The 12,949-nt window shown below is 64.4% G+C and carries 12 protein-coding genes; 9 read left to right on the top strand and 3 right to left on the bottom strand.

The window, feature by feature from the left end; genetic code table 11:
• Positions 1-20: 20 nt before the first annotated feature.
• A complete protein-coding gene (locus JJC00_RS23585; protein ID WP_200468308.1) occupies positions 21-791 on the bottom strand; it encodes an enoyl-CoA hydratase in 771 nt (256 codons plus the stop codon).
• A gap of 152 nt (positions 792-943) precedes the next feature.
• Here JJC00_RS23585 and JJC00_RS23580 point away from each other — a divergent pair, with 152 nt between their 5' ends.
• Positions 944-1,483 carry a PaaI family thioesterase gene (locus tag JJC00_RS23580; protein WP_200468307.1) on the top strand — a complete coding sequence of 180 codons (540 nt, stop codon included), beginning with the start codon at positions 944-946 and terminating at the stop codon, positions 1,481-1,483.
• A 59-nt stretch (positions 1,484-1,542) separates the two neighbouring features.
• Positions 1,543-2,163 carry a TetR/AcrR family transcriptional regulator gene (locus JJC00_RS23575; RefSeq protein WP_200468306.1) on the top strand — a complete coding sequence of 207 codons (621 nt, stop codon included), beginning with the start codon at positions 1,543-1,545 and terminating at the stop codon, positions 2,161-2,163.
• Positions 2,164-2,416: 253 nt separating this feature from the next.
• Here JJC00_RS23575 and JJC00_RS23570 read toward each other — a convergent pair whose 3' ends face one another.
• Together JJC00_RS23570 and JJC00_RS23565 are read right to left on the bottom strand one after the other, a co-directional pair.
• Entirely contained in the window at positions 2,417-3,700 is a 1,284-nt protein-coding gene (locus JJC00_RS23570) for an IS701 family transposase (protein ID WP_200468305.1), read from the bottom strand.
• Positions 3,701-3,794: 94 nt separating this feature from the next.
• A complete protein-coding gene (locus tag JJC00_RS23565; protein ID WP_200468304.1) occupies positions 3,795-4,709 on the bottom strand; it encodes a LysR family transcriptional regulator in 915 nt (304 codons plus the stop codon).
• 102 nt (positions 4,710-4,811) lie between these two features.
• Here JJC00_RS23565 and JJC00_RS23560 point away from each other — a divergent pair, with 102 nt between their 5' ends.
• From JJC00_RS23560 to JJC00_RS23530, 7 genes are all read left to right on the top strand, one after another.
• The gene (locus tag JJC00_RS23560; protein WP_200468303.1) at positions 4,812-6,308 is read left to right on the top strand and encodes a CoA-acylating methylmalonate-semialdehyde dehydrogenase; all 1,497 of its coding nucleotides are present in this window, start codon (positions 4,812-4,814) and stop codon (positions 6,306-6,308) included.
• Between the two features lie 147 nt (positions 6,309-6,455).
• The gene (locus JJC00_RS23555) at positions 6,456-7,601 is read left to right on the top strand and encodes an isobutyryl-CoA dehydrogenase (RefSeq protein WP_200468302.1); all 1,146 of its coding nucleotides are present in this window, start codon (positions 6,456-6,458) and stop codon (positions 7,599-7,601) included.
• Entirely contained in the window at positions 7,598-8,665 is a 1,068-nt protein-coding gene (locus JJC00_RS23550) for an enoyl-CoA hydratase/isomerase family protein (RefSeq protein ID WP_200468301.1), read from the top strand. Before JJC00_RS23555 ends, JJC00_RS23550 begins: the two co-directional genes overlap by 4 nt.
• A gap of 25 nt (positions 8,666-8,690) precedes the next feature.
• Positions 8,691-9,581 carry a 3-hydroxyisobutyrate dehydrogenase gene (gene mmsB, locus JJC00_RS23545; RefSeq protein ID WP_200468300.1) on the top strand — a complete coding sequence of 297 codons (891 nt, stop codon included), beginning with the start codon at positions 8,691-8,693 and terminating at the stop codon, positions 9,579-9,581.
• Positions 9,581-11,296, top strand: coding sequence for an AMP-binding protein (locus JJC00_RS23540; RefSeq protein WP_200468299.1), 1,716 nt, complete (start codon positions 9,581-9,583; stop codon positions 11,294-11,296). Before mmsB ends, JJC00_RS23540 begins: the two co-directional genes overlap by 1 nt.
• A gap of 6 nt (positions 11,297-11,302) precedes the next feature.
• Positions 11,303-11,782: a MaoC family dehydratase gene (locus JJC00_RS23535; protein WP_200468298.1), complete on the top strand. Its 480-nt coding sequence runs from the start codon at positions 11,303-11,305 to the stop codon at positions 11,780-11,782.
• 242 nt (positions 11,783-12,024) lie between these two features.
• Positions 12,025-12,942, top strand: coding sequence for an SDR family NAD(P)-dependent oxidoreductase (locus JJC00_RS23530; RefSeq protein WP_200468297.1), 918 nt, complete (start codon positions 12,025-12,027; stop codon positions 12,940-12,942).
• The last annotated feature ends 7 nt before the right edge of the window (positions 12,943-12,949 follow it).

The following is a 12,949-nucleotide window of genomic DNA, read 5'->3' as shown; positions in this document are numbered from 1 at the left end:
GCCGTTCGAATCGAGGAGGCCTACCGCCTCCGGTTTACAAACGCCTGCATCAGCCGCGTCGGCTCGTCGGTCAGAAACGACTCGCCGAACACCTTGACGCTGAGGTTCACCGACTCCGTCAGCGGCAGTTCCTCCCATTGGCGCAGCAGTGCCTTCTGCGACCGCAGCGCCTCGGGGCCGCATTCGAGCAGTGCGCTCACGAGGTGCTCGATCTCGGCATCCAGTCCGCCAGCCGGCGCGATCTTGTCGATCAGGCCCCAGGCCAGCGCCGTCAGCGCGTCGATATTCTCCGCGGTCATCACCAGCCAGCGCGCGCGGGCCCAGCCGATCAGGCGCGGCAAGAGCGCTGCGTGGATGACCGAGGGAATGCCGACGCGGACCTCGGGCATGCCGAAATGCGCATCGTGCGCGGCAATGCGGAAGTCGCAGGCCGCCGCAACCTCTAGACCGCCGCCGAGGCACCAGCCGGGCATGCGCGCGATCATGGGAGCTGGGAATTGGCGCACGGCCTCGCAGAGATCACGCAGGCGGCTGATGAAGGCTTCGGCCGATGTCTGGTCGAGCTTCGCCATCTCCTTGATGTCGGCGCCGCCGATCATGCTCTTCTCGCTCTGGCCGCGCAGCACGACGACGCGGATGCTGCGGTCGGTGGCGAGCTTTTGCAGGCCTTCGCGGACCGCATCGGTCACGGGCGAGCCCAGAATATTCAGCGGGCCGGCGTTGCAGATCGCGACATGAACGACGCCGCGCGCATCGCGCGTCACGCCGCAGTGGTTGTTGAGCATTTCCATCGGGGCATCTCGAAGGTTTCGTGGACAGGCGCGAGGCGCGTCGGTCGGGACCACTTCCGGGCCGAAACCTCGCGCTTGTCAAGCGCAGGAGACCGAGTTGCCAGCGCAAAGTCCGCAGCGTAGTATGATGCGCATCATACCAAGGGATAGCCATGACCGAACTCGCTCAACTCGACCTGTTTTCACCCGCGCAACGGCGCGAGCGCGTGGTGGACTGGCAGGTGCCTGCGCCGGTCGCAAAGGTGGCGATGGGCCTGTCGGGTATGGATGCCATGCTGGGGCTCCGTGACGGCCGGCTGCCGCCGCCGCCGTTCGCAAAGCTGATCGGTTTCATCATGGCCGTGGTCGAGCCGGGCCGGATCGTGATGGAGCTGGAGCCGCGCGAGGACCTCGAAAATACCATCGGCCTCCTGCATGGGGCGACAGCCGCCGCGCTCCTCGACACCGCCATGGGGTGTGCGATTTCGACGCGGCTGGAGGCCGGGCGGTCGTCGGTGACGCTCGACCTGAAAATGACCTTCCTGCGTCCGCTCTCGGTCCGGTCGGGGCTGATCTCGGCCGAAGGCAAGATCATCAAGCTGGGGCGCCAGACCAGCTACACCGAAGGCTTCGTCCGTGACGGCAAGGGAGCCCTCGCAGTCCATGCAACTGCAACCTTTTCCATGATCGGCAACAATTTTACCGGGAATTAATGAGCCGCTCGGGCGATATCCGTGTTATGAGATGACCTCCGACATCCAATGAGAGCCGCATGCGCTATTCTCGGGAACACAAGCAGGAAACTCACGACCGCATCGTGAAGAAGGCGTCCGTGCGGCTGCGCGAAAAGGGCGCCCACGGCATCGGCGTCGCCGACCTCATGAAGGAGGCGGGCCTGACCCATGGCGGGTTCTACGCGCATTTCGATTCCCGCGAGGCGCTGGTGATCGAGGCCTTTGCCTACGGCATGGACCGTTCGATGGAGCACTGGCGCAAGCAGTCCGATCAGGTCGCGCCCGAGAAGCAGCTCGCCCAGATCGTGGAGACTTATCTTTCGGCCTTGCATCGGGACAATCCCGGCCATGGTTGCTCGATCCCCGCGCTCGGCGCCGAGATTGCCCGCGAGAGCCCGAAGACGCGAAAAGCCTTTGCCGGCAAGCTCGACGAGATGGTCGAGATGATGACCGATTTCATCCCGAACCTGCCGCGCAAGGCCGCGCGCAAACAGGCGATCGCCACGCTGGCGACGATGGCCGGCACCATGCTGCTGGCCCGTATCGCCGGCTCCAGCGAGCTGTCGGACGAGGTGTTGAAGGCGGGCAAGGACAGTGCGCTGGGTGGCGCGCGGCGTGAGCCGAAGGTGACGGCTGCGAAGAAGCCGAAGCAGAATTAGGCGAGACGCCGGTGGATGCGTAGGGTGGGTTAGCCCTGCGGACTGCGCGAAGCGCAGACCGCCTGGCGTAACCCACCAATTCTCTTTCCGCGGCGACATGGTGGGTTACGCTTCGCTAATTTTACTGCGTCACAAGAGGAGTTTTGGGCGGTCTCGACGGACGGCGCCACAGCACGGGCATCGCATGATTATTCTGCTCAGCGCCCGGATCAAGCGCGCGCGCACAGTTGCAATCGAGTTTGGGACGTGGCGCTCAGGCCGCCAGGGCGGATCCGCGGGGTCGATAGTCGTCGGGTAAGCGAGGTGCCGGGAGCGGCGGGGCGCAACGAGGTCCTGAGGGGGGAATCGTCGCCCGCTCGGCGACCAGGAAGCCGTAAGCGGCGATGCACAGGGTCGCGTGATGATGGAAGCCCCGCCAGCCGCGCCCCTCGTAGTGACCCAGCCCGACCTCTTGCTTGAGCTCCTGGTAATCGCGCTCGATGCGCCAGCGCAGTTTCGCCAGATCGACGAGCCGCGTGAAGCTGATGGTCTCCGGCAGCGTGGAGAGCCAGTATCTGGTCGGCTCAGCTTCGCTCTTCGGCCATTCGATCAACAGCCACTCCGCCGACGATTTCTCCGGGATGAGCTTGTTGGACCCAACACGCACGCGAACACGAGCAAAGCGCGAGGTGAGCTGCTCGGCCGAGCCCTCCCGCCACTTCACCGTGCACCATTCAAGCTTGGGCAGACCGAGGGCCAGTGTCTTGGCCGTGACCAACTCAGGCTCGTCGCGCCGGCCGGTATTGTTCATCGGCTTGTCCATGCGCCGCGGGCCGGCGCCAGGCCCCCACATCAAAATAGTTGGCACAATGCCGGCCACGTAAGACACGTTCAACTCCGACATGCCTGCACGCAGCCGCGCGTCCCTGCCGTAAGCGGCATCCATCAAGGCAACGCCGCGCGGCAGGCTGGCCTCGCATGCCCGTCGTATCTGATCGAGTGCGATCTCCGGCTTGGTCTTGAACTTGATCTCCTTCGGAATGCCTGCCTTCTTTCGCCGTGCACGATCCTTGGCCCAGGTCTCCGGAAGGTACAGCCGGTAGTCGACCGGAAGGCTGCCGGTACGACTGGCGATCGACAGCGACACCGCCACCTGGCAGTTGGCCTGCTTGCCGAGTTGACCGCAATATTGGTGATGCACGCCGACCGAATGCTTGCCCTGCTTGGGAAACGAGGTGTCGTCGATGATCCAGGCCTCGATTGGCCCGTCCTTCTCCAGCGCCGGCAGCACCATCTGGCGGACCTTCGCCAGCACGTCCTCGTCGGACCAGCATGCATTCCCCACAAAGTGCAGCAACGACTGGTGCTGAGCAGCCGTCCGCGCCGGATCCGTTCGCGCCGCCAACGGTTCCACGCTCTTGCGTTCGCCGGGGAGCACCAACCCAGTGCAATAATCGCGCAACTGTCGCCTACGTCTCGGATGACCGATCACGCTCGAAAGACCGTCTACGTAAGCCCCAAAACGCTCTTCGGCTTCCCGGTGATTGTTGACACTCATCTGGCTCTCCGCGCGCCAATATATGAATCTCAACAGATACTTGATTCTCAGACCAAATCGCCGCGACCAACTGACTCAGTAGTACTAACCCACCCTACGAAGTGCGCCCCGCAAACAACGCCCGCTCCCGCTCGACGATCTCGCTGATGTAATCCGCCACTGCGCGAATCCGCGCGAGATCCTTGCTGTCGGCGTGCATCAGCATCCAGAACGTCCGCGTGATCGAGATCTCCTCAGGCAGCACCGCGACAAGCTGCGGATAGTCGGCCGCCATGAAGTGAGGCAACACTGCGATGCCGAAGCCTGCCAGCGTGGCGTTGAGCTGCGCGATCAGATTGGCGCTGCGCAAGCGCGCCGAAATCCGCGGCGACACCTGCGGCAGATAGTCGAGCTCGGGTGTGAACAGCAGCTCGTCGATATAGCCGACGAAGCGGTGCTGTGGCAGCACCTCACGCGAGGTGATTGTCGGGAAGCGGTCGAGATAGGCGGGCGCGGCATAAAGCCCGAGGCGATAATCGAGCAGCTTGCGGCCGACGATGCGGCCTTCCTTCGGCATGGTCAGGCTGATGGCGATATCGGCCTCGCGCTTGGAGAGACTGAACAGCCGCGCGGTGGCTACAAGTTGCAGATCGAGGTCAGGATAGCGGTCGGCGAAGGGCGCCAGCCGCGGTGCCAGGAAAGCGGTGCCGAACCCGTCGGGCGCACCGATCCGCACCGTGCCGGTCAGTCGCGCCACGGAGCCGCCGACCTGTTCCTGGTTGGCGACGATGGTCGATTCCATTGCCTCGGCACTGTCGGCGACGCGCTGGCCGGCTTCGGTGAGGAGATAGCCGGTCTTGCGCCGGTCAAACAGCTTGGCTGAAAGATGCTTCTCGAGCCGGTCGACGCGGCGGATCACGGTGGCATGGTCGACGCCAAGCTGTTTTGCCGCAGCCGAGACCGAGCCGCCCCGCACGATGGCCAGCACGAAGCGGAAGTCATCCCAATCGATAGCGCCTTGATCCAGCATTTTCGCACATCTATGGTGCATTATCTCAGACTTGAATCCTATAAAATGCAGGTCGATAGGATTTGTCAAAGCGTTCAGACCGGGACCTAAGGAGCTCATTCCATGCGCGCAGTCGGACATTTCATCGGTGGCAAGGAGGTCAAGGGCACCTCGGGCCGCACCGCCGACGTCTTCGAACCCATGACCGGTGACGTCCAGGCCAAGGTCGCTCTGGCGTCCAAGGCCGAGGTCCGCGCCGCCGTCGAGAACGCCCGCGCCGCACAGCCCGAATGGGCTGCGACCAACCCGCAGCGGCGCGCCCGCGTCATGACGAAATTCGTCGAGCTGGTGCAGCGCGACTACGACAAGCTCGCCGAGTTGCTCGCGCGAGAGCACGGCAAGACCGTGCCCGACGCCAAGGGCGACATCCAGCGCGGTCTTGAAGTCGCCGAGTTCGCCTGCGGCATCCCGCATTTGTTGAAGGGCGAATACACCGAAGGCGCCGGCCCTGGCATCGACATCTATTCGCTGCGCCAGCCGCTCGGCGTCGTCGCCGGCATCACGCCGTTCAATTTTCCGGCGATGATCCCGATGTGGAAATTCGCGCCCGCAATTGCCTGCGGCAACGCGTTCATCCTCAAGCCGTCCGAGCGCGATCCCGGCGTGCCGATGATGCTTGCCGAGCTGATGATCGAGGCGGGCCTGCCGGCCGGCATCCTCAACGTCGTCAACGGCGACAAGGAAGCGGTCGACGCCATCCTCGATGATCCCGATATCAAGGCCGTTGGATTCGTCGGCTCCACACCGATCGCGCAGTACATCTATGAGCGCGCCGCCCAGACCGGCAAGCGCTGCCAATGCTTCGGCGGCGCCAAGAACCACGCCATCATCATGCCGGACGCCGACATGGATCAGGCGGTCGACGCACTGATCGGCGCCGGTTACGGCTCGGCCGGCGAGCGCTGCATGGCGGTTTCGGTCGCCGTGCCCGTCGGCAAGACCACCGCGGACCGCCTCATGGACAAGCTGATCCCGCGCGTCGAGAGCCTCAAGATCGGCACCTCGATCGATCCGTCGGCCGATTACGGTCCGCTGGTCACGCGCGAGGCGGTCGAGAAGGTCAAGGGCTACATCGACATCGGCCTCAAGGAGGGCGCGACGCTCGCCGTCGACGGCCGCGGCTTCAAGATGCAGGGCTACGAGAACGGCTTCTATCTCGGCGGTTCGCTGTTCGATAACGTCACCAAGGACATGCGGATCTACAAAGAAGAGATCTTTGGGCCCGTGCTCTCGGTCGTGCGCGCGCATGACTACAAGGAAGCGCTGGCGCTGCCGTCCGACCATGACTACGGCAACGGCGTTGCCATCTTCACCCGCGACGGCGACGCCGCGCGCGACTTCGCGGCCAGGGTCAATGTCGGCATGGTCGGCATCAACGTGCCGATCCCGGTGCCGATCGCCTATTACACCTTCGGCGGCTGGAAGAAGTCCGGCTTTGGCGATCTCAACCAGCACGGCCCGGATTCGATCCGCTTCTACACCAAGACCAAGACGGTGACCTCGCGCTGGCCGTCCGGCGTCAAGGAAGGTGCGGAGTTCTCGATCCCGACGATGAAGTGATCTCCTCAGCCGTCATTGCGAGGAGCCCGCGACTAAATCGCGTAGCAATTTTGCGCTGGTGCGACGAAGCAATCCAGGGTCTTGCCGCGGAGACAGTCTGGATTGCTTCGCTTCGCTCGCAATGACGAGAAAAACGAGCAGCCCAGCATGCAGTTCGCCCTGAATGAGGATCAAATCGCAGTTCGCGACATGGCGTTGGCGTTTGCGGCGGACAAGATCGCGCCGCACGCGTTGCGCTGGGACGAGGAGAAGCATTTCCCCGTCGACGTGATGCGCGAAGCTGCCACGCTCGGCATGGGTGGCATCTACATTCGTGAGGATGTCGGGGGATCCGCGATGTCGCGGTTCGACGCGGCGCTGATCTTCGAGGCGCTGGCGACGGGCTGCCCGACCACCTCGGCCTTCATCTCCATCCACAACATGGCGAGCTGGATGATCGATGCCTTCGGCAGCGACACCCAGCGCCACACATGGCTGCCGAAGCTCTGCACCATGGAGCTGATCGCGAGCTATTGCCTGACCGAGCCGGGCGCGGGCTCGGACGCGGCGGCATTGCGTACTCGCGCCGTGCGCGATGGCGATCACTACGTCCTCAACGGCCAGAAGCAGTTCATCTCCGGCGCCGGCGGCACCGATCTGCTGGTGGCGATGGTGCGGACCGGCGGCGACGGGCCCGGCGGCATCTCGACGCTCGTCATCGACGGCAAGACGCCGGGCGTCTCGTTCGGTGCCAATGAGCGCAAGATGGGCTGGAACGCACAGCCGACCCGTGCCGTGATCTTCGAGAACGCTCGCGTGCCGGTGGCCAACCGGCTCAGCGAAGAGGGCGTTGGCTTCAAGATCGCGATGGCCGGCCTCGACGGCGGTCGCCTCAACATCACGGCCTGCTCGCTCGGCGGTGCCCAGACTGCGCTCGACAAGGCGCGCAGCTACATGAAGGAGCGCAAGGCATTTGGAAAACGCCTCGACGAATTCCAGGCCCTTCAATTCAAGCTCGCCGACATGGCGACCGAGCTCGAGGCCGCGCGCACCTTCCTGTGGCGCGCTGCGGCGGCGCTGGACCGCAAGGATCCTGACGCCACCATGCTCTGTGCGATGGCCAAGCGCTTTGGCACCGACGTCGGCTTCGAGGTCGCCAACCATGCGCTGCAGCTTCACGGCGGCTACGGCTACCTCAGCGAATACGGCATCGAGAAGATCGTGCGCGATCTGCGCGTGCACCAGATCCTCGAGGGCACCAATGAAATCATGCGGCTCATCGTGGCGCGCAAATTGATCGAGGGCGCGCGATGAGTTCGGTGCAAGAGGGCGACCTGATCGTTCGCCGCGAGGGCGCGGCGGGCGTGATCCGCCTCAACCGTCCCAAGGCGATCAATGCCATGACGCTGGAGATGTCGATCGGAATCGACTCGGCGTTGGACCGCTTCGAGATCGATCCCGCTGTCAGCGTGATCATCCTGGAAGGCGCTGGCGAACGCGGCCTCTGCGCCGGCGGCGACATTCGCGGCCTCTGGGAGAGCTCGCGCGAAGGCGGCGACCTCGGTGCGCGGTTCTGGCGCCAGGAATACGTCATGAACGCGCGGATCGCGAAGTATCCGAAGCCGTATGTCGCGTTCATGGACGGGCTGGTGATGGGCGGCGGCGTCGGCCTGTCCGGCCATGCCAGCCATCGTGTCGCCACCGATCGCACCAAGCTCGCGATGCCCGAGGTTGGGCTCGGCTTTTTCCCTGATGTCGGCGGCACCTGGCTGCTGTCGCGCTCGCCCGGCGAGATCGGCACTTATTTCGGGCTCACCGGCCAGACCATGAATGGTCCTGACGCGATCCACGCAAAGTTTGCGGACGCCGTGGTGCCAGCGGCCAAATGGCCTGAGCTGCGCGAGGCGCTGACGAAGGTTCGTCAGGGCGCGACTGCGGCGGACGTCACCAAGCTCATCAACGGCTTTGCAACCGGCGAGACCGCGGGGCCGGTCGCCGCAAATGAGCCTGTTATTGACGCGTTGTTCGGCTTCGATCGCATGGAAGACATTTTTGCGGCGCTCAAGCGCGACGGCTCCGAGTTTGCGGTGGCCACGCTGAAGACGCTGAACGAAAAATCGCCGCGCGGCATGGTGGTGACGCTGAAACTGCTGCGGCTGGCGCGCTCTGCGTCGAGCCTGGAAGAATGTCTGGTGCGCGAATATCGCGCCGCCCTGGAAGTCTTCCGCAGCGACGATTTCCGTGAGGGCGTGCGCGCAGCCGTGATCGACAAGGACCGCAATCCGACCTGGTCACCGCCGCGGATCGAGGATGTCACGCCGCAGATGCTTGCGCCGTATCTCGCCGAGATCGGCGCCGACGAGCTGAACTTCAACTAACAACGTTCAAGCGGAGGAAACGAAGATGGCCACGATCGCATTCATCGGTCTCGGCAACATGGGCGGCCCGATGGCCGCCAATCTGGTCAAGGCCGGCCACAAGCTGGTGGCGTTCGATCTCGTCGAGGCCTCGCGCAACCAAGCCAAGGCCGACGGCGCCAGCATTGCCGACAGTGCCGCGGGTGCGGTCAAGGGCGCTGATGTCGTCGTCACCATGTTGCCGGCCGGCAAGCACGTGCTCGGCGTCTGGAACGAGGTCGTTCCCGTCATGACCAAGGGCGCGCTGGTCATCGACTCATCCACCATCGACGTCGAGAGCGCGCGGCAGGCGCATGCGCTGGCGGCCAAGCACGGTGTGCTCTCGGTCGACGCGCCCGTCTCCGGCGGTACCGGTGGCGCCAAGGGCGCGACGCTCACCTTCATGTGCGGCGGCGAGGAGAGTGCGTTCGCGGCGGCAAAGCCCGTGCTGGAGAAGATGGGCAAGAAGATCGTGCATTGCGGCGGCGCCGGCGCAGGCCAGGCAGCAAAGATCTGCAACAACATGATCCTCGGCATTTCCATGATCGCGGTCAGCGAGGCGTTTGCGCTCGGCGAAAAGCTTGGCCTTTCGCATCAGGCGCTGTTCGACGTCGCCTCGACCTCGTCGGGCCAATGCTGGTCGCTGACGACCTATTGTCCGGTTCCGGGTCCGGTGCCGACCTCGCCGGCCAACAACGACTACAAGCCGGGTTTTGCTTCGGCGCTGATGGTGAAGGACCTGACCTTGGCGCAGGACGCCGCCAAGGCCGCTGGCGCCGCGACGCCGCTCGGCCAGCACGCGCAGGAGATTTACCAGGCCTTCGACAGAGCAGGTCAGGGCGGGGTGGATTTTTCCGGAATTATCAAGCACGTTAGGGGGCTGGCCGGGAAAGCTTGATGACGACATTTCAGGAAGCGCGCGCGTTTCTGCTGCACAACCGCACAGATTACGAGACAGCGGTTAGGGATTTCCGCTGGCCCGATCCAGTTCCCTTCAACTGGGCGCTCGACTGGTTCGACGAGCTGGCGAAAGACGCGGAAGCCAGGGACAGACCCGCGCTCTGGATTGTCGATGCCGCGCAAGACAAGCAGACAAAACTGTCATTCGCGGCGCTCTCGAAGCGCTCCAACCAGGTCGCCAACTTTCTCCGCGCGCAGGGCCTGAAGCGCGGAGATCATCTCTTGCTGCTGCTCGGTAATGTGGTGCCGCTGTGGGAGACCATGCTGGCCGCGATGAAGCTCGGCGTCGTCGTGATCCCGGCGACCACGCTGCTGACGGCCGAGGAGCTGCGCGACCGGCTCGATCGCGGCAAGGCGAAGGCGGTGGTGGCTGCCGAAGACCAGGTCTCGAAATTCGCAAGCCTTGGTGCCGAGAACGTCGTGCGCATCGTGGTCGGTGCGGCCTCCGACGGTTGGCTTTCCTATGACGAGGCGGCGAAGGCCTCTGAAACCTTTACGCCGGACGGCCCGACCAACGCCGACGATCCGATGCTGCTCTATTTCACCTCGGGCACGACTGCAAAACCGAAGCTGGTACGGCACAGCCAGCGCAGCTATCCGGTCGGCCATCTCTCCACCATGTATTGGATCGGGCTGAAGCCCGGCGACGTTCATCTCAACATCTCGTCGCCCGGCTGGGCCAAGCACGCCTGGAGCTGCTTCTTCGCGCCGTGGAATGCGGGCGCCACGGTTTTCGTGGTCAACCAGCCGCGCTTCGATGCCAAAGGCCTGCTTGCCACCATCGGCCGCTGTGGCGTGACCACGCTGTGCGCACCGCCGACGGTGTGGCGGCTGTTCATTCAGGAGAACCTGGCGTCGTTCAAGGTGAGCTTGCGCGAAGTCTGCGGCGCCGGCGAGCCCCTCAATCCGGAGGTGATCGACCAGGTGCAGGCCGCCTGGGGCCTCACCATCCGCGACGGCTACGGCCAGACCGAGACGACCGCGCTCGCCGGTAACTCGCCGGGGCAAAAGATCAAGGTCGGCTCGATGGGCCGGCCGCTGCCGGGTTATCGCGTGCAGGTCAGCGACGCCGACGGCCATCCGGCCAGGGAGGGCGAGGTGGCCTTGCTGCTCGGCGCCGATCGGCCCGCCGGCCTGATGCAGGGCTATCAGGGCGATGACGGAAAGCTCTCCGGCGCGGAGGGCGAGCTCTACCGTAGTGGCGACGTGGTGTTCGCTGACGAGGACGGTTATCTCACCTTCGTCGGCCGCTCCGACGACGTGTTCAAATCCTCGGACTATCGCATCAGCCCGTTCGAGCTGGAGAGCGTGCTGCTCGAGCATGAGCTTGTTGCCGAAGCTGCCGTGGTGCCGAGCCCGGACCCGATCCGGCTCGCGATCCCCAAGGCCTTCGTGCTGCTGACTTCGGGCGCGGAGCGAACGCCGGAGACCGCGCTCTCCATCTTCAGGCACCTGCACACCCGGCTTGCGCCATTCAAGCGCATCCGCCGGCTCGAAATCGTCACCGAGCTCCCGAAGACGATCTCTGGCAAAATCCGCCGCGTGCAGCTACGACGGCTCGAACGTGACGATGACCGCAACGATCCGCTGCGCGGCCGGGAATTCCGCGAGGAGGATTTTCCGGAGCTGCCGAAAACAAGAAGTGAGACCTGAAGCGAAATGAACGAAATCTGGAAGAAGCCGCCGATCACGCTGGAGGCCTATCAGGCCATGGTCGGCAAGGAGATCGGCGTATCGTCCTGGCACATGATCGATCAGCCCCGCATCGACACCTATGCCGACGTGACCGAGGATCACCAGTTCATCCATGTCGATCCCGAGCGGGCGAAGACGGAGACGGCGTTCGGCACCACCATCGCGCACGGTTTTCTGACGATGTCGATGATGTCGGTGATGTCCTATGAGGTGATGCCCGCGATTGCGGGCACCACGATGGGCGTGAATTACGGCTTCGACAAGCTGCGCTTCATCTCGCCGGTGCGCTCGGGCAAGCGCGTCCGCGGCCGTTTCGTGCTGGCCGAAGCCAAGCTGCGCAAGGCCGGCGAATTGCAATCCCGCACCAATGTGACGGTGGAGATCGAAGGCGAGGACAAGCCCGCGCTGGTTGCGGAATGGCTCGGCCTGATCTATTTCGCGTAAAGCGCGGGCCGTCGTGGCCGGACTTGACCCGGCCATCCATCGCTGCTCAAAAGCTGTCGAATTTTCGCGCTCTCACCCTCTCCCCTTGTGGGCCCCTTGTGGGAGAGGGTGGCTTCGCGGAAAGCGAAGCCGGGTGAGGGCTATTTCTCCGCGAGCTCTGCTGTTGCGAGATACCCCTCATCCGGCGCTTCGCGCCACCTTCTCCCACAAGGGGAGAAGGGAAGAAAAATAGGGAATGGATAATGGCAATCAGGTTCGACGGACGCGTCGCCATCGTCACCGGCGCGGGCAATGGTCTCGGAAAGGCGCATGCGCTGGGCCTCGCGAGCCGCGGCGCGAAAGTCGTGGTCAACGATTTCGGCGGCGCGCGTGATGGCAGCGGCGGTTCGCTCTCGCCGGCGGAAGCCGTGGTCGAGGAGATCCGCAAAGCCGGCGGCACCGCGATGGCCGACGGCGCCGACGTCTCCAATTTCGAGCAAGTGACCGCCATGGTCGAGCGCGCCACCAGGGAGTGGGGCAGCGTCGATCTGATGTGCGCCAATGCCGGCATCCTGCGCGACAAATCGTTCGGCAAGATGGAAGCCGCCGACTTCCAGAAGGTGCTCGATGTGCATCTCGTCGGCACTTTCTATTGCTGCAAGGCGGTCTGGGCCGGCATGCGCGACCGCAATTACGGCCGTATCGTGCTGACGACGTCGTCCTCCGGCCTCTACGGCAATTTCGGCCAGGCCAATTACGGCGCGGCGAAGTCCGGCATGGTCGGCCTGATGAACGTGCTCGCGGAAGAGGGCCGCAAGACCAACATCCGCGTCAACATCATCTCGCCGACGGCCGCGACCCGCATGACCGAAGAGCTGCTGCCGCCGCAGGCGCTGCAGCTGATGAAGCCGAACGCGATCACGCCTGCCGTCGAGTACATGCTGAGCGAGGACGCGCCGACCCGCACCATCATGGGCGCCGGCGCCGGCTCCTTCGCCGTGATCAAGATTCTCGAGAGCGAGGGCATCAACCTGCCGGAGTCCGACTGGACCCCGGACGCCGTCGCCGCGCATTTCGCGGAGATCAGCGACATGTCGAAGGCCAAAGCGCTCGCGGGCGCGTTCGAGCAGACGCAAAAATACGTATCGCAGGCCGCGGCACGGGCGGGGATCAAGCTCTGAGTGAGGT

The organism is Bradyrhizobium diazoefficiens (assembly GCF_016616885.1).
GTDB lineage: Bacteria > Pseudomonadota > Alphaproteobacteria > Rhizobiales > Xanthobacteraceae > Bradyrhizobium > Bradyrhizobium diazoefficiens_F.
The sequence above is the reverse complement of the archived record's forward strand: the minus strand, read 5'-3'. Positions and strand labels throughout refer to the sequence as shown.

Coding starts and splice junctions, on each gene's coding strand:
- JJC00_RS23585 (WP_200468308.1), bottom strand. CDS start 791: ATGGAAATGCTCAACAACCACTGCGGCGTGACGCGCGATGCGCGCGGC.
- JJC00_RS23580 (WP_200468307.1), top strand. CDS start 944: ATGACCGAACTCGCTCAACTCGACCTGTTTTCACCCGCGCAACGGCGC.
- JJC00_RS23575 (WP_200468306.1), top strand. CDS start 1,543: ATGCGCTATTCTCGGGAACACAAGCAGGAAACTCACGACCGCATCGTG.
- JJC00_RS23570 (WP_200468305.1), bottom strand. CDS start 3,700: ATGAGTGTCAACAATCACCGGGAAGCCGAAGAGCGTTTTGGGGCTTAC.
- JJC00_RS23565 (WP_200468304.1), bottom strand. CDS start 4,709: ATGCTGGATCAAGGCGCTATCGATTGGGATGACTTCCGCTTCGTGCTG.
- JJC00_RS23560 (WP_200468303.1), top strand. CDS start 4,812: ATGCGCGCAGTCGGACATTTCATCGGTGGCAAGGAGGTCAAGGGCACC.
- JJC00_RS23555 (WP_200468302.1), top strand. CDS start 6,456: ATGCAGTTCGCCCTGAATGAGGATCAAATCGCAGTTCGCGACATGGCG.
- JJC00_RS23550 (WP_200468301.1), top strand. CDS start 7,598: ATGAGTTCGGTGCAAGAGGGCGACCTGATCGTTCGCCGCGAGGGCGCG.
- mmsB (WP_200468300.1), top strand. CDS start 8,691: ATGGCCACGATCGCATTCATCGGTCTCGGCAACATGGGCGGCCCGATG.
- JJC00_RS23540 (WP_200468299.1), top strand. CDS start 9,581: ATGACGACATTTCAGGAAGCGCGCGCGTTTCTGCTGCACAACCGCACA.
- JJC00_RS23535 (WP_200468298.1), top strand. CDS start 11,303: ATGAACGAAATCTGGAAGAAGCCGCCGATCACGCTGGAGGCCTATCAG.
- JJC00_RS23530 (WP_200468297.1), top strand. CDS start 12,025: ATGGCAATCAGGTTCGACGGACGCGTCGCCATCGTCACCGGCGCGGGC.